Source organism: Aeromonas sp. 2692-1, assembly GCF_013085505.1.
GTDB classification, from domain to species: Bacteria; Pseudomonadota; Gammaproteobacteria; order Enterobacterales; family Aeromonadaceae; genus Aeromonas; species Aeromonas hydrophila.
The window spans coordinates 153,101-175,990 of sequence record NZ_CP038513.1; the positions used below are offsets into that span (position 1 = coordinate 153,101).

20 protein-coding genes and 1 pseudogene are annotated in these 22,890 nt (G+C 60.1%); 3 read left to right on the forward strand and 18 right to left on the reverse strand.

Annotated elements, in window-relative coordinates; translation table 11 throughout:
- Positions 1-91: 91 nt before the first annotated feature.
- On the reverse strand, positions 92-997 hold the full coding sequence (locus E5E97_RS00840; protein WP_011707407.1) for an alpha/beta fold hydrolase: 906 nt from the start codon (positions 995-997) through the stop codon (positions 92-94).
- Positions 998-1,046: 49 nt separating this feature from the next.
- Positions 1,047-2,057, reverse strand: coding sequence for a phosphoserine phosphatase SerB (serB, locus tag E5E97_RS00845; RefSeq protein WP_171279715.1), 1,011 nt, complete (start codon positions 2,055-2,057; stop codon positions 1,047-1,049).
- A gap of 120 nt (positions 2,058-2,177) precedes the next feature.
- On the opposite strand from serB, the gene E5E97_RS00850 reads away from it, so the two are divergent.
- The gene (locus E5E97_RS00850; RefSeq protein ID WP_017411238.1) at positions 2,178-2,786 is read left to right on the forward strand and encodes an AhpA/YtjB family protein; all 609 of its coding nucleotides are present in this window, start codon (positions 2,178-2,180) and stop codon (positions 2,784-2,786) included.
- 53 nt (positions 2,787-2,839) lie between these two features.
- Positions 2,840-5,086 (forward strand): PAS domain S-box protein, encoded by a 2,247-nt coding sequence (locus E5E97_RS00855; RefSeq protein ID WP_171279716.1) that lies wholly within the window; start codon positions 2,840-2,842, stop codon positions 5,084-5,086.
- A 74-nt stretch (positions 5,087-5,160) separates the two neighbouring features.
- On the opposite strand, the gene deoD is transcribed toward E5E97_RS00855, so the two are convergent.
- The 7 genes from deoD to E5E97_RS00890 all read right to left on the reverse strand — a co-directional run bounded on the left by deoD (position 5,161) and on the right by E5E97_RS00890 (position 12,354).
- Complete coding sequence (gene deoD / locus E5E97_RS00860; protein ID WP_011707410.1) at positions 5,161-5,877, reverse strand: purine-nucleoside phosphorylase; 717 nt, start codon at positions 5,875-5,877, stop codon at positions 5,161-5,163.
- A 77-nt stretch (positions 5,878-5,954) separates the two neighbouring features.
- On the reverse strand, positions 5,955-7,163 hold the full coding sequence (locus E5E97_RS00865) for a phosphopentomutase (RefSeq protein WP_024945853.1): 1,209 nt from the start codon (positions 7,161-7,163) through the stop codon (positions 5,955-5,957).
- Between the two features lie 14 nt (positions 7,164-7,177).
- Positions 7,178-8,509 carry a thymidine phosphorylase gene (gene deoA, locus E5E97_RS00870; protein WP_171279717.1) on the reverse strand — a complete coding sequence of 444 codons (1,332 nt, stop codon included), beginning with the start codon at positions 8,507-8,509 and terminating at the stop codon, positions 7,178-7,180.
- Positions 8,510-8,618: 109 nt separating this feature from the next.
- The gene (deoC, locus tag E5E97_RS00875) at positions 8,619-9,392 is read right to left on the reverse strand and encodes a deoxyribose-phosphate aldolase (RefSeq protein ID WP_011707413.1); all 774 of its coding nucleotides are present in this window, start codon (positions 9,390-9,392) and stop codon (positions 8,619-8,621) included.
- Positions 9,393-9,783: 391 nt separating this feature from the next.
- Positions 9,784-9,954 carry a XapX domain-containing protein gene (locus E5E97_RS00880; protein ID WP_005305103.1) on the reverse strand — a complete coding sequence of 57 codons (171 nt, stop codon included), beginning with the start codon at positions 9,952-9,954 and terminating at the stop codon, positions 9,784-9,786.
- A gap of 123 nt (positions 9,955-10,077) precedes the next feature.
- Positions 10,078-11,352, reverse strand: a complete 1,275-nt coding sequence (locus E5E97_RS00885; RefSeq protein ID WP_011707414.1) for a NupC/NupG family nucleoside CNT transporter — start codon at positions 11,350-11,352, stop codon at positions 10,078-10,080.
- A 213-nt stretch (positions 11,353-11,565) separates the two neighbouring features.
- Positions 11,566-12,354 (reverse strand): TatD family hydrolase, encoded by a 789-nt coding sequence (locus E5E97_RS00890; RefSeq protein ID WP_171279718.1) that lies wholly within the window; start codon positions 12,352-12,354, stop codon positions 11,566-11,568.
- Between the two features lie 40 nt (positions 12,355-12,394).
- Here E5E97_RS00890 and tppF point away from each other — a divergent pair, with 40 nt between their 5' ends.
- Positions 12,395-13,012, forward strand: a complete 618-nt coding sequence (tppF, locus tag E5E97_RS00895; protein ID WP_171279719.1) for a type IVa pilus pseudopilin TppF — start codon at positions 12,395-12,397, stop codon at positions 13,010-13,012.
- Here tppF and E5E97_RS00900 read toward each other — a convergent pair.
- The 9 genes and pseudogenes from E5E97_RS00900 to E5E97_RS00935 form a co-directional block, all read right to left on the reverse strand.
- Positions 12,981-13,163: a DUF5363 family protein gene (locus E5E97_RS00900; RefSeq protein ID WP_171279720.1), complete on the reverse strand. Its 183-nt coding sequence runs from the start codon at positions 13,161-13,163 to the stop codon at positions 12,981-12,983. The genes tppF and E5E97_RS00900 overlap by 32 nt on opposite strands.
- A 224-nt stretch (positions 13,164-13,387) precedes the next feature.
- A complete protein-coding gene (gene rlmD, locus E5E97_RS00905) occupies positions 13,388-14,740 on the reverse strand; it encodes a 23S rRNA (uracil(1939)-C(5))-methyltransferase RlmD (protein ID WP_171279721.1) in 1,353 nt (450 codons plus the stop codon).
- Positions 14,741-15,074: 334 nt separating this feature from the next.
- Entirely contained in the window at positions 15,075-16,511 is a 1,437-nt protein-coding gene (gene amt, locus E5E97_RS00910) for an ammonium transporter (protein WP_016351995.1), read from the reverse strand.
- A gap of 954 nt (positions 16,512-17,465) precedes the next feature.
- Positions 17,466-17,786, reverse strand: a pseudogene (locus E5E97_RS23445) (transposase); the annotation flags it as partial.
- A gap of 136 nt (positions 17,787-17,922) precedes the next feature.
- On the reverse strand, positions 17,923-18,222 hold the full coding sequence (locus E5E97_RS00915; RefSeq protein WP_171279722.1) for a hypothetical protein: 300 nt from the start codon (positions 18,220-18,222) through the stop codon (positions 17,923-17,925).
- A gap of 201 nt (positions 18,223-18,423) precedes the next feature.
- On the reverse strand, positions 18,424-18,972 hold the full coding sequence (locus E5E97_RS00920) for a hypothetical protein (protein ID WP_171279723.1): 549 nt from the start codon (positions 18,970-18,972) through the stop codon (positions 18,424-18,426).
- A complete protein-coding gene (locus E5E97_RS00925; RefSeq protein ID WP_171279724.1) occupies positions 18,966-19,673 on the reverse strand; it encodes a hypothetical protein in 708 nt (235 codons plus the stop codon). Before E5E97_RS00925 ends, E5E97_RS00920 begins: the two co-directional genes overlap by 7 nt.
- A gap of 96 nt (positions 19,674-19,769) precedes the next feature.
- Positions 19,770-22,181 carry a hypothetical protein gene (locus tag E5E97_RS00930; protein ID WP_171279725.1) on the reverse strand — a complete coding sequence of 804 codons (2,412 nt, stop codon included), beginning with the start codon at positions 22,179-22,181 and terminating at the stop codon, positions 19,770-19,772.
- 176 nt (positions 22,182-22,357) lie between these two features.
- Positions 22,358-22,807, reverse strand: a complete 450-nt coding sequence (locus E5E97_RS00935; protein ID WP_253265132.1) for a hypothetical protein — start codon at positions 22,805-22,807, stop codon at positions 22,358-22,360.
- Positions 22,808-22,890 lie beyond the last annotated feature (83 nt).

Consider the following 22,890-nt stretch of genomic DNA (forward strand, 5'->3'; position numbering starts at 1 on the left):
GGCAGGCAATAAAACCATGGCGGGCCTCTGGCCCGCCATGGTTCATTCATCAGTACACCGGATAGCAACCCGCTCCGCCAACCGGTCTTTGTCAGGCAGCCTGCGGATTGAGCAGCCATTCCAGGATCTGCGGGAAGTGATCTTCCTGCGCCTGCGGGGCGGTCAACATGTTGATGTGGTCGTAATCGAGCCGGTTGCCGTTGTCCCGGCCGAGGCGGGTATGGCGCGCGGCCGACCCCATCTCGGCGCTGAAGCGGCGCACGTCGGTCGGGTGACCCAGCACCTTGTCCGCCTTGGCCGAGATCATCCACAGCGGTGGCCAGTTGACCCTGGCGGCCGCCTCGTCATAGGCAAACCCGTCGCTGGGATCCTGCCAGGGGCCGCATTTGACCCAGGGGATGGTCTCCTGCAGGTAACGCAGCGGCTCGTCATCCGCCCCGATCTTCAGGCTGCGCGCGGCCAGAAAGCCGTTGCGTCTGGCCAGCCAGGGGGCCAGCCGGTTCCAGATCAGATCCACCTTCAGCCAGCGCTCCGGATTTTGTACCGACACGCCGCGCTTGGTGCCAAAGAACACCAGGCTGGCCACCTGCTCCGCCAACTCGGGGAAGCGCACCAGGGTCGACGCCATGATGACCCCACCCCAGGAGTGAGCCATCCAGTGCAGCTTGAAGCCGGCATGGCGGGCGGCAATCCAGCGGTGCAGGGCCGGCAGATCCTCGGTGATGAGCTCATGCTGGCCATGTTCGGCCTGCTCGGCGATGGCCGGCGTGCTCAGCCCCCGTCCCCGCAGGTCGGCCACATAGACCTGATAGCCGTGGCGGGCCAGAAAGCAGGCCAGCCCCTTGCCCGATTCGGTGTAGAAGATGCGGCCGTTCTCGATGGCGCCGTGCACCATCAGGATCGGCTCGCCATGTACCGCGACCCGCGGCTGAATGTGGCGCACGTGCAGCCGATGTGCGCCGCAGGGAATAAACAGGGATTGCTGTAACAGTTCCATTTTGAGACTACGTCCTCCGTGACGTGGGGGTCTTGCCGAGGCGCCGGGACTAGCGGCGATCCCAGCGCTGCTGGCGGCAGGCCAGCGCGCCGAGCAGGCAGATCACCCCTTCCAGATCGTGGTGATTGAGGGTGGCCGCCGCCTGCGCCCGCACCAGCGGCTTGGCGTGGATGGCGATGCCGAGCCCGGCCACCCCCATCATCTTGAGATCGTTGGCGCCATCGCCGACGGCCACGGTCTGGCCAGCGGCGATGCCGTACTCCTGCGCCAGCTGCTGCAGCACCTCGGCCTTGACGGCGGCATCGACGATGCGCCCGCTCACCTTGCCGGTCAGCTGCTGCCCTTCCACCGCCAGCTCGTTGGCGAAGATGGCGTCCAGCCCCAGCTCCCGCTGCAACTGGCCGGCAAAACGGGTGAAGCCACCGGAGGCGATCGCCACCTTCCAGCCAGCCTGCTTGAGGGTATCGACCATCAACTGCAGGCCCGGCATCCAGGGCATGTCGGCCGCCACCTGGTCGAGAAGGCTGACCGGCGCCCCCTCCAGCAGGGCGACCCTGGCCCGCAGGCTGTCGGCAAACTCCAGCTTGCCCTGCATGGCAGCCGCCGTGACCGCCGCCACCTGCTCGCCGACCCCGGCCAACCGGGCAATCTCGTCGATACACTCGATGCGGATGGCGGTGGAGTCCATGTCCATCACCAGCAAACCGGGCTCCGCCAGGCTGGGCAGGGCCGACAGATGACACAGATCGATGTCCCACTCCTCCCCCTTGAGCGCCTGTACCAGAGCGGGTGAGAAGCGATCCGTGCCCAGCAGCAGCAGAGGCACCCCGGCCGGCATGGCGGGCGGATAGAGCCTGGCCTGCAACGCGTGCTGCGCCAGCAGCGAGGCCAGCCGCCCGAGATGATGACCGGCCAGCGCGCGCCCGAACAGCACCAGCCAGGCGCCATCCAGTGCACTGGCGGCAGGCAGCAGCGCCTGCGGCGTCGCCTCCCACCAGGGGGCGCCGGACAGGCACTCGGGCCACTCTGAAATCTCTGCGGGCAATTGGGACAACAACATAGGGATAACGCCTTCCTTGGTGATCATGGGGTTAACAATGCTGGTCCAGAGTAGCGTATTGCTTTTTGTACAGGCAAGCGCCAAGATCCCGCCACCCCTTGTCAGCAAAAGGCTCAACGCTTGCGTCATCTCCCCATCAAACGTGTGCTCAGTCTCGGTGCCGGCGTCCTGCTCGGGCTCTGGGTACTCGCGGTACTCATCCACATGCAGGGTGAGAGCCAGGCTTCGCTGCACAGCGAGGCACGCAACCGGGCCCAGGCGCTGGTGGCCTACGCCGCCCGCGACATGAAGCGCTGGCTCAAGGAGGACAAGAACAGCGAGCTGGAGCGACTGGCCCAGGATCTGGCTGCCGAGCCCGAGATCCTCGACGTCACCCTCTACGATGCCCGCGGCATCCCCCTCGCCCAGTCGGACAACGCGGTGCCGCTGGACAGCCTGCTGCCCATCGGCGACAGCAACAAGTCGATACCGGAACAGGGCAAGGGGCGCATCCAGTTCGTGCAGGAGATCCTGGATGGGGAGCAGACCCTGGGGTATCTGCGCATTACGCTGGAAGAGCAGCAGATGCTGGCGGACAAGGATACCCGGCTCAAGGTGGTACAGGAGAAGCAGAGGCTGATGCTGCTGGTCGCCCTGCTGGCCGGGTTGCTGATCTCCTACGGGATCCGTCGCAACTACATGCGGGTGCGCAAGCACAAGAAGAAAAGCAAACCGGTCGAGCCGCAATAAGGCGGCGCGATCCCCCGACCCGAAACTGGCAATGCCACCAGCAGGAGCGCTGTATGATTGCCCCCTCACTGCCGCTGGATGAAGAGAGTCGACTGGAACGACTCCGCATCCTCGGCCTGCTTGACCGCGAGCCCATCGATCAGCTGGATCGCCTGACCCGGCTCATTACCCGCCATTTCTCGCTGCCCATCGCCATGGTCTCGCTGACCGACGTGAACCGGCAGTGGTTTCTTGCCCGCACCGGCGTCGCCCTGTGCGAGATCAGCCGGGAGCACTCCTTTTGCGGCCACGCCATCCTGCGTCCCGACATCATGCAGGTGCCGGATGCCCGGCTCGACCCGCGGTTTGCCGACAACCCGCTGGTGACCGAAGAGCCGCACGTGGTCTTCTATGCCGGCCGGCCACTGCGGGCACTGGATGGCGTGGTGCTCGGCACCCTCTGTCTGGTGGATCATGCACCGCGCCACCTCGACCAGGAGGCCTGCCGCGATCTCGATGACTTCGGCCGCCTGGTGGAGAACACCCTGCACGATCTGGAGCGGCGCCATCAGGTGCGCAGCCTCAATCAGGTGTTGGAGGACAAGGATCACCTGTTCACCCTCACCTTCAACCAGTCGTCGGTGGGCATGGCCCTCTCCTCCCTCGAAGGCAAGTGGCTGCGGGCCAACCCGGGGCTGGAGCGGCTGCTGGGCTACAGCGAACAGGCGATGCTGAGCCGCACCTGGCATGCCATGACCCATCCCGAGGATCTGCCGCGCGAGCTGCCCCTGTTCAACGCCCTGCTCGCAGGGCAACGGCAGGACTACCGGCTGGAGAAGCGGATGATCCGGGCCGACGGCAGCCAGTGCTGGGTCCAGCTCAGCGTGACCCTGTGCCATAGCCGCACCATGGCGCCGCATCTGATCGCCGTGTTCGCCGATCTCACAGAGCGCAAGCAGGCCGAAGCCGAGCTGCTGCAATTGCAGCAGGGGCTTGAGCGGCAGGTCCGTGAACGCACCCGCGAGCTGTCGAGCACGGTGGAGCAGCTGCATCGCGAGATGCAGGAGCGCGGCGCCATGCAGCAGCGCCTGTGGCAGGAGCAGCGCCGCCTGCAGCACATGCTGGAACACACCAGCAACGCCTTCCTCGAACTCGACGAGGCGCTGGTCATCACCGGCTGGAATCCGGCCTCCACCACCCTGCTGGGCTGGCATCCCGAGGAGATGCTGGGGCGTACCCTGCCCGCCCTGCTCGGCAGCGCTCACCCCCTGCTGGCCCAGCTGACCCATCCCCAGAGTGCTGCGCGCCGGCTGGAGTGCGAGATCGGCACCCACGATGGCCGGCGCATCCCGGTGGAGGTGATTGCCGAGCGCTACCAGTTCGACGGCAAGGTGCGCATCGCCCTGTTTTTGCACGACATCACGGCCCGCCGCCAGGTGCTGGCCGAGATTGAGCGCGGGCGGGCCAGGCTGCGGGCCATCACCGACGGCCTGCCGGTCACCATCAGCATGGTCTCGCCCGAGGGGCGCTATTTGTTCGCCAACCAGGCCTACTGCCGCTACTTCGGGCTCGATGCCGAGCTGATGCGGGAAATGAGCGTGCGGGAGGTGATCGGCGACGCGGCCTACGGCCGGGCCATCGCCCATCTGGAGCGGGCCCTCGCCGGCGAGCAGGTGAGCTTCGAGAACCGTTTCGAGCTGCCCATCGGCCCGCGCGACCTCAGGATCACCATGATCCCGAGCCGGGGCGATGAGCCGGGAGTCTACATCCTCGGCAGCGACATCACCGAGTTCAAGGCGCTGCAAAACCAGCTTGAGCACGAGGCGGCCCACGACCCCCTCACCGGCCTGCCCAATCGGCGCGCCTTTACCCTGCGCCTCTCCCGGGAGCTGGAGCGGGTGCGCCAGAATGCCGAGACTCTGGGCCTGCTGTTTCTCGATCTCGACGGCTTCAAGCGCATCAACGATCAGCTCGGCCATCACGTCGGCGACGCCCTGTTGCAACGCTTCGCCAGCGTGCTGAGTGCCGAGGTGCGTCCCGGCGACATGGTGGCGCGCCTGGCTGGCGACGAGTTCACCATCATACTGCCGGCCCTGCGCCAGCCGGAGCTGGAGCTGCCCGCCCTGTGCGAGCGGCTGCTGGCGGCCATGGCAGTGCCAGCCGACGTGGCCGGCCACCTGTTGCCCCTCGCCGGCAGCATTGGCGGTGCGCTCTGTCACTCGGGCCAGTATTGCCACATCGACGATCTGCTGCATCGGGCCGACAGTGCCATGTACCAAGCCAAGCAGGCCGGCAAGGGGCGCTTCGCCCTCGACCTCTGATCTGCCATCCTTGCAATGCAAAACGGCGGCCCGAGGGCCGCCGTTGTCATTATTTTATTCATGCGCGAGGGGGATTAGTTGTCGCCCAGCAGGACGGAATCCAGCGCGATTTCGATCATGTCGTTGAAGGTCAGCTGACGCTCTTCGGAGGTGGTCTGCTCACCGGTACGGATATGGTCGGAGACGGTGCAGATGGTCAGTGCCTTGGCACCGTACTCTGCAGCCACGCCGTAGATGCCGGCGGCTTCCATCTCGACACCCAGGATGCCGTACTTTTCCATGACGTCGAACATGGAGGGGTCCGGGGTGTAGAACAGGTCGGCGGAGAAGATGTTGCCCACGCGCACGGCGACGCCTTTGTTCTTGGCGGCCTGTACGGCATTGGCAACCAGATCGAAGTCGGCGATGGCGGCGAAGTCGTGATCCTTGAAGCGCAGACGGTTCACTTTGGAGTCGGTGCAGGCACCCATGCCGATCACCACGTCACGCAGTTTCACGTCTTCACGCACGGCACCGCAGGAGCCGACGCGGATCAGGGTTTTCACGCCGTAATCGGTGATCAGCTCTTTTGCATAGATGGAGCAGGACGGGATGCCCATGCCGTGACCCATGATGGAGATGCGACGACCCTTGTAGGTGCCGGTGAAACCGAACATGTTGCGCACGTCGCACACCTGCTCGACGTTCTCCAGGAAAGTCTCGGCGATGTACTTGGCGCGCAGGGGGTCGCCCGGCATCAGCACGGTATCAGCAAAGGCGCCATCTTTCGCATTGATATGAGGAGTTGCCATTCTCTTGATTCCTTCACACTAGGTTGAGTTTTATTGTCTTTATTGGTTGCCCGCCGCCGAGGCGGCGGGCGGGTAAATTACAGGAAGCTGGTACCGTATGCCAGTTTGGGCAGGCCGTGGTACGCCGCAATGCTCTGGCCGATGTCGGCGAACGTCTCGCGACGACCGACGGAGCCGGCCTTGACCGGCTTGCCGTAGAACAACACCGGGATGTACTCGCGGGTGTGATCGGTACCACCCCAGGTCGGATCGCAGCCGTGGTCGGCGGTCAGCACCACCACGTCGCCATCTTCCAGCAACTCGAACAGCTCCGGCAGGCGGGAGTCGAAATACTCCAGCGCATCGGCATAGCCCTTCACGTCGCGACGGTGACCGTAAGAGGAGTCGAAGTCGACGAAGTTGGTGAAGACGATGGTCTGGTCACCGGCCGCTTTGACCTCTTCCAGAGTACGATCCCACAGCTCGGTCAGACCGGTCCCCTTCACCTGCTTGGTGATGCCCTGCTGGGCATAGATGTCGGCGATCTTGCCGATGGAGACCACCTGGCCGCCCGCTTCCTTCATGTAGTCCAGCACGGTCGGTGCCGGCGGCAGCACGGAGTAGTCGTGGCGGTTGCCGGTGCGCTTGAAGTTGCCCTTGCCGCTGCCCACGAACGGACGCGCGATGACGCGGCCGATGTTGTAGGGCTCCAGCAGCTCGCGCACGATGTGGCACAGCTCATAGAGCTTCTCGAGGCCGTAGGTCTCTTCATGGCAGGCGATTTGGAACACGGAGTCGGCAGAGGTGTAGAGGATCGGCTTGCCGGTACGCATGTGCTCTTCGCCCAGATCATCCAGCACCTGGGTGCCGGAGGCGTGGCAGTTGCCGAGGTAGCCCGGCAGACCAGCCTTCTCGACGATGGCGTCCAGCAGCTCCTGCGGGAAGCTGTTGTGGTGGTCATGGAAGTAACCCCACTCGAACAGCACGGGCACGCCGGCGATCTCCCAGTGGCCGGACGGGGTGTCCTTGCCGGAGGAGAGCTCCTGGGCAAAGCCGTAGGCCCCGACCACCTCGATGTCTTTGTTCAGGCCGGCCGGGAAGGTGCCGCTGGCGAGTTCGCCTGCGTGACCCAGACCCAGCTTGCTGAGGTTCGGCAGATTGAGGGCGCCACGGCCTTCGATCTCACCGGCGGCGCAGGCCTTGGCGATATGGCCAAGGGTATTGGCGCCCACATCTCCGAACTTGTCGGCGTCGGCGGCAGCGCCAATACCGAAAGAGTCCATCATCAGAATAAAGGTACGTTTCATGGGACTTCCCCTTGTTACAAATCAGCCAGACCGATGCGACGGTAGACCTCGGGCAGCGCCTCTGGTCGGGTGTCACCGATCTTGACGGCGGCCTGCACCATGCTGGCAGCCTGAGCGAATTGCTCTTCAGTTTGAGCGTGGATCAGGGCGAGCGGCTTGTCTGCCTCGACGCTTTGACCCAGGCGGATAAAGTCGGTCAGACCGACCGCATAATCAAGCTTGTCACCGGCAGCGCGACGGCCACCGCCCATGGCGACCACGGCCAGGCCCAGTTCACGGGTGTCCATGGCAGTCACGAAACCGCTGTTGGCAGCATAGACAGGGCGCACGATGGCGGCCTTCGGCAGGTGGTAATCGTAGCGCTCCATGAAGTCGCTCGGGCCACCGAGACCGGTCACCATGCGACCGAAGATCTCGGCCGCCTTGCCGTTGTCCAGCACCGCCTGCAGCTTGCGGCGGGCCTCGCCGTCATCGCTGGCCAGGCCGGCGGAGATCAGCATCTCGGCACACAGCGCCATGGTCACGGCGTGGATGCGCGGGTTGCGGTATTCACCGGTCAGGTAGCGCACCGCTTCGCGCACTTCCACCGCGTTGCCGGCGCTGGAGGCCAGCACCTGGTTCATGTCGGTCAAGAGTGCAGAAGTGCGGCAGCCAGCACCGTTGGCCACGGCAACAATGCTCTTGGCCAGCTCTTCGGAAGCTTCGAAGGTCGGCATGAAGGCACCGGAGCCCACCTTGACGTCCATCACCAGCGCTTCCAGCCCGGAGGCGAGCTTCTTGGAGAGGATGGAGCCGGTGATCATGGCGATGGATTCGACGGTGGCAGTGATGTCCCGTACCGCATAGATACGCTTGTCGGCCGGGGCAAGATCGCCGGTCTGGCCGATGATGGCGACACCCGCCTCTTTCACCACTTTCAGGAAACGATCGTTGTCGACCGAGGTCTGGTAGCCGGGAATGGCATCCAGCTTGTCGAGGGTACCGCCGGTGTGGCCCAGGCCACGGCCGGAGATCATCGGCACGAAACCGCCGCAGGCGGCAACCATCGGGCCGAGCATCAGGGAGACGACGTCACCCACACCGCCGGTGGAGTGCTTGTCGACGATCGGGCCACCCAGATTGAGGTGGTCCCAGGTCAGCACCATACCGGAATCGCGCATGGCGCAGGTCAGGGCAACCCGCTCATCCATGGTCATGTCTTTGAAGTAGACCGCCATCGCCAGCGCCGCAATCTGGCCCTCGCCGATGGTGTTGTTGGTAATGCCCTGAACGAAGAATTGAATCTCTTGGGTACTGAGCGCTTCACCGTTGCGCTTCTTGCGAATAATTTCTTGAGGCAAAAACATCTTTCATTCCCTCCGCCATTGCTGGCGTTACACAAGCCTGAATCCTTGCCCACACACCGCATGGTGGGGGCGAAACAGGGCGGACCAGGTCCGCCCTCTCATCAACCTATTAGTAACCGCTGGTGTTGGCCGGCTTGTCGCCATGCCCCAGTGTGGCCAGCAGGCTGGCCAGCAGGCTGGATGCACCAAAGCGGAAGGTGCGGGCAGATACCCAGTCCTTGCCCAGGATCTCTTCGGCCATGGCCAGGTACTGACCCGCCACGGCGGCATCTTTCACGCCACCGGCCGGCTTGAAGCCGACTTTCGGGTTCTTGGCCTTGATCACTTCCATCATGATGCGCGCCGCTTCCGGGGTCGCATTGACCGGCACCTTGCCGGTGGAGGTCTTGATGAAGTCGGCACCGGCGTCGATGGAGATTTCAGACGCGCGGCGGATCAGCGCCTCTTCTTTCAGTTCACCGGTTTCGATGATCACTTTCAGCAGGGCTTGGCTACCACAGGCTTCCTTACAAGCTTTGACCAGATCGAAGCCGACCTGTTCATTGCCGGCCATGAAGGCGCGGTATGGGAACACCACGTCCACTTCATCGGCACCGTAGGCCACGGCGGCGCGGGTTTCGGCCACGGCGATCTCGATGTCGTCGTTGCCGTGCGGGAAGTTGGTCACGGTCGCAATGCGCACGTCGGCAGCGCCGATTTCACGCAGGGTCTTGCGAGCGATGGGGATGAAGCGGGGATAGATGCAGACGGCGGCGGTCAGGCCGGCCGGTGACTTGGCCTTGCGGCACAGGTCGATCACCTTCTGATCGGTGTCGTCATCGTTCAGAGTGGTCAGGTCCATCAGGTTCAGGGCGCGCTGGGCGGCCAGTTTCAGATCAGTCATTCTGTTCTCCAAAGTCTCGATTTAGTCCGGATTCCAGGGCATGGGTCCGCCTGTCGCAACGCAACCGGCAAGACACGACTCCCAAAGAAACGGGAATGGAATTGCAGCGCAATTGCACGGGCAATGAGGCTGCAAATAAGGCAAGAGCCCTGTCACTTTCTTACAAAAGTGCGGACTTGGTTCCATGAAGACTTGAGAAAGGCAGACAAGGTCTGACCCGACTTCCCAATCAATTCCATTTGACCGCCAACACCCGATTTCATCGGGCATTAGTCAATGCCAGCACCCTGCTGGCAATGCCTATTTCAGCCGAGATACCCCTTGTTTGCAAGCCGGATTTGCCATTTTCAGAGGTACCTCACATCTGGCAAATCCGGTACTGAAAAGTGCGTTAAGAGAAGAAGCGAGTGAGTATCCAGGAGTATGCCAGCCCCCCCAGATAGACTCCGACGATCCCCATTACCCCGGACAATACGGGCGGGGCCGGGATCGGCAATTTGAGGAAAGAAAACAACAAGCCAACGATAAAGCCGGCCGCCATCGCCAGTAGCACTTCATTCATATAACCTCCGATTTGACTCATTTTATTATTAGTTTAGAAAGGAAAACGGTTGTCACCGCCCCAAACGCGAACGCCACAGCTTCTCGCTGTGGCGTTCGTCTTTACCCTGACAGTCAGGCGATATTACATGCCGGACAGCGCCAGGAAGAAGCCTGCGATGGTCGCAGACATCAGGTTGGACAGAGAGCCAGCCAGTACGGCTTTCAGACCAAATTTGGCAATGGTGCCGCGACGGTTCGGTGCCATGGAGCCCAGACCACCCAGCAGGATGGCAACGGACGACAGGTTGGCAAAACCGCACAGGGCAAAGGAGATGATGGCCTTGGTGTGGTCGGACATGGCCACGCCATTGATCAGCACTTCATCTTTCAGATACGGGGCAAAGTTCAGGTAAGCCACGAACTCGTTGACCACCAGTTTCTGACCGATGAAAGAACCAGCCACGATAGCTTCGCTCCAGGGCACCCCGATCAGGAAGGCCAGCGGGGAGAAGATCCAGCCCAGCAGCAGTTCCAGGGAGAGCTGCGGATAACCGAACCAGCCACCCACACCGGAGAAGATGCCGTTGATCATGGCGATCAGGCCGATGAAGGCCAGCAGCATGGCACCGACGTTCAGGGCCAGTTGCAGACCGGCGGAAGCACCGGCGGCAGCGGCATCGATCACGTTGGCAGGCTTGTCTTCCAGCTCGCCATCGGCATTGTTCTCGTCGTAGCTCGGGGTCTCGGTTTCCGGCACCAGCAGCTTGGCGAACAGCAGACCACCCGGAGCGGCCATGAAGGAGGCGGCGATCAGGTATTCCATCTTGACGCCCATGGAGGCGTAGCCAGCCAGTACGGAACCGGCAACGGAGGCCAGACCACCACACATGACGGCAAACAGCTCGGAGTCAGTCATCTTGGAGATGAAGGGACGCACCACCAGCGGGGCTTCAGTCTGACCCACGAAGATGTTGGCAGTGGCAGAGAGGGATTCGGTACGGGAAGTGCCCAGTACTTTTTGCAGACCACCACCCAGCAGTTTGATGACCCACTGCATGATGCCCAGGTAATAAAGAACGGCGATCAGCGAGGAGAAGAAGATGATGACCGGCAGTACGCGGAAGGCGAAGATAAAGCCGCCGCCACCGAATACTTCGAACATCTTGTTGCTGACCAGACCACCGAACAGGAATTCGATACCGTTTTGGCCATAACCGATGACGCTGGAAACGGCATCGGATACACCCACCAGAATATCTCGGCCAACCGGGACGTACAGCACGAATGCACCCAGTCCAGCTTGAATTGCAAAGGCACCGACAACGGTGCGAATTTTTATTGCTTTGCGATTACTGGAGAACAGCACCGCGATAAGGACGAGCGTTGCCATCCCTACCAGACCCATTATCAAATTCATTATTAACACTTCCTCTTTAGTAGCACCTTCCAGCTTGTTAACAACTTGTATCTCAAAGCCATCAATCAAGGGTGCGCATTATACTAATTACGGTGCGACAAAGTAGAATGCTGGTCACATTTTATAAGCATGAAATGCGCTAGGGGTCGTCAAATTAGACCGCAAACGATTTTTACTTACCCCGTTTTTTATCATGCCGCTATCAATAGTTAATCAGCTGTTAATTTGTGACTTGCCCAGTTGGAAAGCCTGCAAAGTGGATTCACGTAACACCGAGGCAACATGGGCCAGCGGTTGTTGCCGCAAATCGGCCAGCAGTTGCGCAATTTTTGGCAGGTTGGCGGGGGTGTTGGGCGCCCCCTGCTGACCCTGCAGCGGCATGTCGGGGGCGTCGGTTTCCAGCAGCAAGGATTCCAGCGGCATGTCGCGCACCGCCTCCCGGGTCTTGTTGGCCCGCTCGAAGCTGATGACCCCGCCGATACCGAGCCGAAATCCCAATTGCCAGAACGCCTCTGCCTGCTGCAGAGAACCGCTGAAGGCGTGGATGACGCCCCCTCTGGCCGGACGCTGGCGCCTGAGGATCTTGGCCACCGTGTCGTTGGCGCGCACCGAATGGACGATCAAGGGCAGCTCATGCTCCATGGCCAGCTTGATTTGAGCCTCGAACATCTCGAGTTGCCCCTCCTGCGGCACATGGGAGCGCAGATCCAGCCCGCACTCGCCCACCGCCACCAGCCCGCCTGGACGCTCGGCCAGCAGTCGCCGCAGCCGGGTCAAGACCGCCGGAGTCTGCCCCCCCACATACCAGGGATGCACACCCAAGGCATAGGAAATACCGTCATGCTCTGCTGCCAGCGCCATCACCCGGCCCCAGTTTTCCTCTCCCACGGCGGGGATGATATACTCGCTCACCCCCAGCTGGCGGCACTCGGCCAGCAGCGCCGCCCGATCGGGATCGAAGACCGGAAAATCGAGATGGCAATGGGTGTCGATCAGTTGCATGTCGCTCTCACCTGTTTGTCGTAATTAATGGGTCCATATCATGATGAAACGCACAAGCCATGGCTTTACCCTGATAGAACTGGTGCTGGTCATCATAGTGCTGGGGATCCTGGCCGTCACCGCCCTGCCCCGTTTCATCAATCTCAAGGATGATGCGCTCAAGAGTACGGTCGCCACCATCGCCACCAGCTTCGCCAGCGCGGTGCAGCTGGCCCATGCCGGCTGGGCGGTCAAAGCGCAGGATCAGGCGCTCTACAATCTCGGCAGCATGGGGCAGCGCAATCTCGACATCAACCGCTATGGCTGGCCCGCCGGCACCGACGAAGATCAGGGCCGCAAGGGGATAGATGAGCCCTATGTCGCAGGTCAGGGAGACTACATCTCGGTGAGCAACCAGTCAGACTGCCGCCTGCTGTTTCAGGGGCTGCTGGACAGCAGCTATACCGTCGCCTCGGTCGATCAGGATCCCGAGATCCAGCTCAACGCCGACTACCTGTCCAGCGAACTGCCTGCCAACCAGGTAGATGCGGATGGGGAGCCGCACAGCAACTGCCGCTATACCCTGCGCGACTCCATCGGCCGCTTCCCGGCCTATCCGGCTGGCCTCTCCTTTGACTACAACAGCATCACTGGTGCCGTGACCCGCAATTTCGAGTGAGCGATTGCGACTCGCCCTGCTGCTCCGTCTGCGGCGCGTCATCCTGCTCGCTGCGCACCGGCACGCAGCAGCGCCGGTTCTCCGGCGTGAATCCCCACTCCTCGCACCAGCCATCGTAGCGAGCCAGCCAGCGTAACAAGATGCCTTTCATGGTCTGTTCCTCGTCTCTGTCACACCCTTGCCGTTTCTATCTATCTGCTCCGAATCCGCTAATGTCACGACTCGATACCGGAATGACAGGTATAAAAAAACGACTCCATTTGGAGTCGTTTTTATCAGAGCCATCTGGCTAATTCAATTCACGCCTGGGTGGGCAGGCTCAGTCGAGCAACGGCCTCTACGTGCATACCGCAAGGGGAACATGTCCACCGGCGATCAGGCCTTGGCCGGCAAACTCAGGCGGGCAACCGCTTCCACGTGCATGGAGTGCGGGAACATGTCGACCGGCTGCACCTCGTCCAGCACGAAGCCCTGCTTGACCAGCCAGGCGAGATCGCGAGCCAGGGTCTGCGGGTTGCAGGAGACATAGACCAGCCGGCGCGGCGCCATGGCCACCAGAGTCTGCAACACGGCCTTGTCACAACCCTTGCGCGGCGGATCCATCACCACCACGTCAGCGGTCACCCCCTGAGCGTGCAGCTCGGGCATCAGCTGCTCGGCCTTGCCGACGTGGAATTCGGTGTGCTCGATGCCGTTGAGGGCGGCGTTGCGACGGGCATCGCTGATGGCGCTCTCCACCGACTCGATCCCCACCACCTTGGCAGCCTTGCCGGCCAGGAACAGGGAGATGGTGCCAATACCGCAATAGATGTCGAACACCGTCTCGTTGCCGGTCAGTTCGGCATACTCGAGGGCGCTGGAGTAGAGCACATCGGTCTGGCTCGGGTTGTTCTGGAAGAAGGAGAGCGGCGAGATCTCGAACTCGAGCTCGTGGATCTTGTCGCGGATCACCCCTTCGCCCAGCAGCACCCGGTTGGTGGCCCCCAGGATGCGGTTGGTGCGTTCCTCGTTGATGTTCTGCACCAGGGTGGTAACCGGCAGATCGCTCAGGGCGGTCAGCAGCTCGGCTTCAAACGGCAGCTCCTCGCCCAGGGTCACCAGCACCACCATCAGCTCGCCGCTCTTGAAGCCCTTGCGGGTCATCAGGTTGCGCACACAGCCGGAGTGGTTCACTTCGTCATAGGCGGCGATGTCGTGCTCGCGCATCCAGCTGCGTACCCGGGCGTTCAGCTCCACGTGCAGGGAGTCCTGCACCGCGCAGTCATCGGCGGTGATCAGGTCATGGGAGTGTTTGCGATAAAAGCCGATCTCGGCGCCGGCGTCGCAACCGCGCACCGCATATTGCGCCTTGTTGCGATAGGCAAACGGGCTGTCCATGCCGAGGATGGTCCTGACGGTGGTATCACCCAGCCCGGCCTGTTCCAGCGCACTCTCCACCAGCGCCTGTTTGAGCTTGAGCTGGGCCAGATAGGCCAGCGGGCGCACCTGGCAGCCACCGCATTCGGTGTTGGGGCAGAAGTCGGCGACCCGATCGGCGGAGGGCTGGAGCAGCTCGGCTACCTTGCCGTGCAGATAGTTGGGCTTGACCTCGGTCAGCTCCACCAGCGCCTGCTCACCGGGCAGCAAACCTTCGACAAACAGGGGGCGGTCGAACAGGCGTCCTTTGCCATCTCCTTTGTCGGTCAGTTCCAGGATCTCGATCTGGTGTTGATGTCCCACTAACGGCATGAGCGGCTCCAAAAGTACATATAAAGAGGGGTGATGGAGCTGGCCCGGCCAGCCCCATCAAGAAAAGGTGGCAGAGTTTAGCGGAGATCCGGCCAAATTGCAGGCATAAAACAGCAACAAGACCGAGGACATTGCCCCGCCTGGCGTTATCTGTCGAAAAAGCCGGAATCCCCCGGCGCAATTTTAGGGTTGTCCTTATAAGAGGGCATGGTGACCACGGACGGGCCATCATCCCCGCCGGCCAGACATCAAACAGGATGCTTGGCCTGGTGGGCGGACATAAAAAAGCCGCCGGCATGGCCGGCGGCAATATAGCTGACTAACAGATGGCGGATTACAGGCTGTAGGCCTTTTCGCCGTGGGTGGTGACATCCAGCCCCTCCCGCTCCGCGTCTTCTTTCACTCGCAGGCCGATCAGCAGATCCACCAGCTTGTAGGCCACCACCGAGATGATGCCGGACCAGAGGATGGTCACACCGACCCCGATGGCCTGAATTTTGACCTGCGCCAGGATGGAGTAGCCCTCAGCCACCTGGTTGGTGACATAGTCCCACACCCCGGTACCGCCCAGATCCGGGCTGGCGAAGACGCCGGTCAGCAGCGCCCCCAGGATGCCGCACACCCCGTGCACGCCGAACACGTCCAGGCTGTCATCGGCGCCCAGCAGCCGCTTGAGGCCGTGAACTCCCCACAGCCCGGCAACACCGCTGATGAGGCCCATTACCAGGCCACCACCCACTCCGACGAAGCCGGCCGCCGGAGTGATCACCACCAGCCCGGAGACGGCGCCGGAAGCCGCGCCCAGCAGGGAGGGACGACCCTTCATCACCCACTCGGCCAGGGTCCAGGAGAGGGCCGCCGCCGCCGGAGCCACCCAGGTATTGATGAAGGCCAGCGCCGCCGTGCCGTTGGCTTCCAGCGCGGAGCCGGCGTTGAAACCGAACCAGCCGAACCAGAGCAGGGAGGCCCCGATCATGGTCATGGTGAGGCTGTGCGGAGTCATGGGGTCACGGCCATAGCCCAGGCGTTTGCCCACCAAGTAGGCACCCACCAGACCGGCCACCGCCGCGTTGATGTGCACCACTGTGCCGCCCGCAAAGTCCAGCGCACCGTGCTGGAACAGATAACCGGCGGTCGCGGTGGCCGCTGCCGCGGCATCGGCCGTGGTATAGGCATCCGGACCCGCCCAGTACCACACCATGTGGGCCAGCGGGATATAGGCGAAGGTGAACCAGATCACCGAGAACAGCAGCACGGCGGCAAACTTGATGCGCTCGGCGAAGGCCCCCACGATCAGACCGCAGGTGATGGCGGCAAAGGCGCCCTGGAACACCACATAGATGAACTCGCTGATGCCGACCCCCTTGCTGAAGGTGGCGGCGATGGAATCAGGGGTCACGCCCTTGAGCAGCGCCTTGCTGAAAGAGCCATAAACGCTGTTGCCCTCGGTAAAGGCCAGCGAATAGCCGTAGAGAATCCACAACACGCAGATGAGCGAGAACAGGGTGAACACCTGCATCAGCACGCTCAGCATGTTCTTGCTGCGCACCAGCCCGCCATAAAACAGGGCCAGGCCCGGAATGGACATCAGGATCACCAGGGCTGCCGACAGCAGCATCCAGGTATTGTCCCCCTTGTTGATGGTTACGACTGCCGGGGCCGCAGCCTGCACGACCTCGGCCGAGGCGGCCACCACCTCTTCAGCCCAACTGGGGGCGGCCAGCAAGGCGGCAAGCGCCAACAGGCCAGTCATCACGAGTCTCTTGAGCATACAGCCATCTCCTTCCCTGTCGTCCCGGCTCCCGGCCGGGTCCATTTCCTGATATGAACATCGAAACCGACGATTCACGTACATCCACATTCGCTACACACTGGTGACCGCCCCGCCCATCATTCCTCGGATGAGCGGCATCATGGCGACATAAATGCTTCAAAGCACAAAGCAGGCCAACTTAATAAATAGTTTTAAATCATTAAGTTATGCTTACCACAGCGAAGTAATGCACCAGATTGGCGCACGGGACGCGCTAACTTGAGCAAGTGCGCACTTCCGCTGTGCACACACATACTGCCGCACCGAAATAGCGCAGAGGGACGCCATGCGGGACATAGGCGAGTAGCCGGCCTGCCGATATCAGCCAGAAAACGGAAGAGCGATGAGAAAGGGGAAAAGCGGAAAAACAAAAGGCCATCATTGCTGATGGCCTTTTGTTTTGGAATTTGATGGTGCCCGGGGTCGGACTCGAACCGACACGATTATTCATCGGCGGATTTTGAATCCCTAAACAACGGTTGAGAGTAAATTATGGTAGTTATAAACCATTGATTCAAGGCTGTTTGGTTATTTTTGGTTGCGTACAGTTTCTGGTGGTTTGCACTGAATTACACGAAATGGCACGAAAATGGGAGGCAAAAAAAGGACTCGTATGATTTCTCTACAATCAGTTTCCAGCATTTCAATATCAAAGACCAGGTAGGCCTTTCTGCTGTTCTCTAACTACAGCATGTTCATAGCCATGTGGCACATCGTCGCCAAACTACCCCCTGTTACTCATTAGTTCGTACTGACTGGAAGCGAAGGCCAACAGCACCGGTGTCCACAGTAGAACGGTGGGGGCGAGTAGGAGTGGCCTAGCGATAATTTCGCTCGGCGATAGAGGTTGCAGATTGCGTGCATCGCTAACAAAACCGTTTCACAAAGCGTAAACAGATAACACAGGTACGCGCGACAACGGGGATAGTCATACCCCTTGTCGGCAGCAGCTTATCTGGTCGACATCGTGACCGCCCTTTCTTACCCGAGAGACCTGGGAGCGTGCATCAAACAAGGCCTCAAACACGATGGCATCATGACGATTGGCTCCTGTTACTAGCACCGCGAGGGGGATACCTTGGCGCTAGACCACAATGTGTCGTTTGCTGCCTAATTTGCCTCTGTCGGTCAGGTTACGCCCTGTTTGCTGGCCCCATCGATACTTGTTCTGCTCCAGTCGATGTGACCCGCTTGGTGTAGCTGGGTCAGCAAGGCGCCATGAAGTTGCTGCCAGAATGTCAATGGCGTGTGCGGTGGCACAGACCGACATCCTCTGTGCGAGGAGAAGAGAATCACCTCTCGCCATTCAATCATTAATGTCGCACTTATTATCTGAATCCCCGAAGTACCCTCTACTACGCCGAAGCTCTCACACGGCCAAGGTTACTTTGAAATTACCAAGCGTATTCGCTGTTTCCGGGAATAGATAGGCAGTGCCCCCATTGTTGGCTCCGGGTGTAACATCCGCCAACTTCCAGCCGACAAACACGATCTCCACTTGCCCCTCTGCGATCAGTTGCGTACCAACCGTGGGAGCAAAACTCCAATCTCCTCCTTCAACCGCCAGCACCCCCTTCGGGTCCCCTGATACTTCCCAAATATGACTGTCGTGCAGGGTGATACTGAGTTGCTTACCGAAATCGAGCAGTAAAACTGCAGTGCTAGCCATAGTTATTCATCCTCACTAGATTCAGTTTCAGGTCATGAACTCACTGGACAACGGGGCAAACGACCGTGATGTCGTTGTCCATATAATCCATTCCATACACCCCAGTGGATGCTGATCATTCTTGAGCAGCTTGGCGAAGCCAGTCGCAAAATTGTATTGCACTTGACTGTCCAGTTGCATCCTGCCCGGCCAGCTGTAGCGTCAATGCAGTGACCGAGCTGGAGGAAGAGGCGCCTCTTCAAAACGTAATTCAATATTTATGGTTTCGCACTGTCTGTCCTTACCTAGATATTGGATGGCATCCGCCGAAACTGTCAGGGTTGGCATCCTCTCTTCGGGATATCCAAAGTGAGCGTCACGAAGTATACGGCGGCGTAGTTCAGAGTTGTTCTCGACGAGTTCCGTATTTCGGCGAACTCTATCCGGAAAACACTCTTCGGCAGTACGCAGCGCTGCACTGAAGACTTTACCCGGATCATCGGAACTGCCTCGGATAACGTTATTGCAACTGTCCCTGAATAACAGCTCGCACCGCCAAGTCTTAGCACCATCCGATACGGTGCACACTTGGTTCGATTCAACTGCATGGCTAGGTGAATTTTGATAGGAGGGATGAGTAGACAGAGCTTCCGTGAGCACCACACAGAGGGGGCTAGGTGGCGGTGGGTCTTCAGGCCCTTCAGCCGAGTATGCAGCCTGGATGGCGGTCAGAAAAAATGTAAATACTGTTTTTGCTTTCATGGCTAGCATGTCCATCCTGTCAGATCGCCGCGACACCAATCGGAGCTCTTCCCTGGACAAGTCCAGCCAGTCAGATCGCCGCGACACCAAGCGGAACCGGGGCCAAACGCACCATTCCAGGCATCCCCGGCTTTTTCGCCTACATCTGCAATAAATTTCTCCGCCCCCCTAGCCGCTTTTGTGATGTCGTTGTTTTCCCCAAGACATGCTCCGCCACTGGTGCACTTGCTCAAATCGCTGGCCACAGTATCGAATGCGACGATGATCGAGTTGCCCTTGCCGAAGCAGTCTTGGCCAACGCGCCCGCTCAAGCACTTGGTCAGCTCGGCCACGGTCAATCTTCCTGCTGTGCAAGAAGCAAAGGAAATGGGTTCTCCTCCTGTGGAACTAGCGCACTCCAAGGCCATCCGCATCTCCGCGTTCATTGATGGTGCCCCTATGCACAGTGCTGTATCGACAGCGCCCGTGCTTTGTGCCGCACAGCCGACAACGCTGGCCAGTTCTGGGGGAAGCATTGCACTTGCCGCACAGCTGGCGGCAGCGTTGGAAAAGTCAGCCCCACCGTTGGCGATACAGGCGGCCAGGGCCTTAGCTTTGGGATCGATACTGTCACCGCTGCAGTAGGCAACGATCGAAGCGGCGCTAGTCGCCTTGCTAGCACATTCGTATGCCTCTCGAGCGGCCTGCAGCTCGGGCTTGTTTTCCAGCATGCAACTCAGCGCAGAGCCAGCATTAGCCGCGCTGGAGGTACACGCGGCAACCATAGCGGCGTCACCTCCGACCAACTCTGCCACGCACGACGCAGCCTACTGCGAGGAAATGTCCTTCTGCGTCGCACAATCGAAGGCCTGTGCGGCCTTGCGCGCAGTGGGGTTGTCGCCAGTAAAACAGCTAATTACATTTCTCGGGCTGTCTGCGTTGCCAGCAACACAATCGGCAGCTTGGCGAGCTTCAGTAGGAAGCAGCGCCCCGAAACACTTAGTCAGCGCAGCTCGCTCGCTTGATGCACCGGACAAGCACTTCTTTGCCTTTTCGAGCGCCTGCTTGTCGCTATCACTCATCAGGCAGCGCGCTGTTTCGGTGGGGCCCATCCCATCCTCCGAAAAACACTCTATCTTGCCAGCCATAGAGGGCAGCGCACCTGCCTGCGAGACGCACTGGAGGGCCTGCTCGTTAGAGTTGCTGGCTTGAAGGCATTCGAGGGATTTGAGGTTCACTTGAGCATCAGGAAGCACCTCGGTGGATAGGCACTTCTGGTAGGCGTCTTTGTTACCGCCGGAGGTGTTCTTACAGTTGATCATTCCGTTGACGAAGGCATTTCCGTTCGTGGAAAGTGGGACCGCCTCGGTCAGAATTTTCAGTTCCAATAACCCATCATCAAAATTCAATCCTTGGGAGGCATAGAACGCTCTCACCCTGTCCATCGTCGGCAACAGTTTATCGCCAAGCCCATCGCAGTCATTCTGAATTATGCACCTGGTAAGAATTGTGGGTGTCAGCCATTGACCACTGCACTGATGTAGAGCCGCCGCCGTAATCGATCCTGATTGGTAGCACTCTTTAACTTTTTCCCAACCGTCTGTGGCAACTGTGCCTTTCTCGTTGAGGCGCTCGACAGAGCCGCCTTGAAGAGTCCATGTATTAATATCCTCGGTAGCCACGCCTACTTTGCGCGCCATCTGCCTAGCAAGTTCCACTTCTGTCTCGGAGACGAACGCAGCCAGCGCTATCAGATATTCCTCTGGCATCCCCACCTTATAGAGCCCGACTTGCAGATCTGGAAACCGAATTCGCCAGTCCGCGTAGGCTGTTCGGGCTTCGTCCAGTGACGAAGTTTTCAGAACACTGAGGAAATGGTTGTGCAGGGCGTCATGGGTCGTGGGCAGGGGATCTAGCAGCCGCGAAGAAGCTCCCAGTTCGGCAGCTCCCGCGACAGGGGCTTGCTTATTACCCTTAGCATCGACCGCCTTGCGCTTGATGACATATGCGTCGTGGGCCACCCCTTTATTGCGCGCAACTTTGGCCAACTCAGCGGCTGTATCGTTTGCGGAAAAGGTAGCCCCCATTACTGTCCAATATCGATCGCTCCCGTAAGGAGGATAAACGCTAGCCTGAAGCCCAGGGTTATCAGAGCGCAATTTCGCTAGGTGACGTTTTGCTCCGCCCTCGGTGCGCCAAGATCCCAATACAGTGAAAGAGCCGGTTACGTCCGCAGTATAACGGAGGGGCGCCTGCATCCCGTCATAAAGCGCCGCTCGTGGCTGCTTAGCTACGGGGTGAGCCTTCATGTACGCAAGGTATTCGCCTTCGGTTTTATTGTTAAAGCGGAAAACGATCGCGCGGCCCAGCGCGACTCTCCAGCCTTTATCACCAAAGTCGACACGCTTGAAACCCGCTTTCTCAGCCCACGAGTTGAGGGTACTGACGAGGGACAAACCAGGTAGGAAGTCTTTCTGCAGAGTCATGAGCCTGTTGATATTGGTGATCCTTGCCACGCTCACACTCGTAGTGTCTAGAAACGCCTGAACCTCAGACTGCTCGAAGTCGACCATGGCCATGTCAAAGTCAAACGCCGTGAGAACGTTGCGGGGAGAAGCGACTCTGGGATCACGAGGGGCTTTCCAGGTCTGGAGCAGATCCCTCAGTACTCTCATGTTTTTCTGGAACAGTCGTTCATTGATTGATGAAAGCGTCCGTGCAGAATCAGCAGTGATCTTCAGGAAATTGGCAGCAGTTGGGAGCGTGCTATCCAGCAGTTCCGCGAGCTTGTCACTTTTGGCTGCAATCAATCCTTCAATTAACCCCAATTCACCACGAATCGTGACTGATGTTGTAGCTGCGAAGAAACGCACATCCTTCAAAGTTGAGGGAGCAGCTTGCGAATACTCCATGTAGTACGCTAGATAGTCGTAATAGCTATGCCGTTGGCGCACCGTTGCGTACTCTCCTGGCCGCAACGCTAGGGTGTTTTGAATGGCGGCTTCAAAGAAACGGTTGGGATGATCCTCTACCCAGGCATGCAAATCTTGTCCACGGAGACTCCCAGCGGCTTGGTCCCACGCCTGGCGGTCACTTAACATCCAGTCCTTGCCAGGGACCAAGACTTGGTTCTCGTCAATCACTTCCCCCGCATGTACGGCGGGCAACTCTATGGAAAGGAAGAGGATCGCACAAAGTAAGCTCACGGTATGGCGACATAGTGACTTGATATTAGTCATTCTTATTCCCCAAGCGCTGACATAGCGTTACTGTAGAAAGTGCCTCACTGTAATATCAAGTCTCGAATGACTCATTTGGCGAGCAGTGTAGAGCTAAGTGTTAAATATAGGAGTTGTTTCAATTAGGTGTGTTGAAAAATGGGGGCAGTTCAGTGCCATCTCATTTAATCTACTAATCAAGCGTCACTCGCTTGTAAAACGCCGCGGCTAAGCGTCCCAAGCAAGGGTTCGATGGCACGGCGCACCTGTGTGCCGGGGATGGGACGCAGCCCGGTACCGCCATAGCGCGGGCACACCTTGTCGACGGCCTTGCCGTGCAGGCGGCTCAGCTCCAGATCACGGATCACCCCCTTCCCCCGGCAGAACTGCGGGTGACAGGCCGCCCCCGGCTTGTCCACCGTGCGGCAATAGTGTTGAACCGCCAGCGCGGCGATCGCCTTCAAGGCCATCCCCTGGCCGCGCTCCTTGATGGCCCCCACATACTTGGGTGCCAGCTTACTGCACTGGGCCATCACCCCGATCACCGCCTTGTGGTGGCTGGCTTTGTCCTTGGTGTAGCGGGCCATCATCAGCGCCAGGCCCACCCCTTCATATTTCTGCACCAGCCCCAGCCCCCCCCAGTACATCGGCCTGCGTCAGGTGAGAGGGGCCCGTGGAGCGGGACTGGATGGCCTGGATCATCGCCGAGCGTGGCTCCCCTATCGACAGC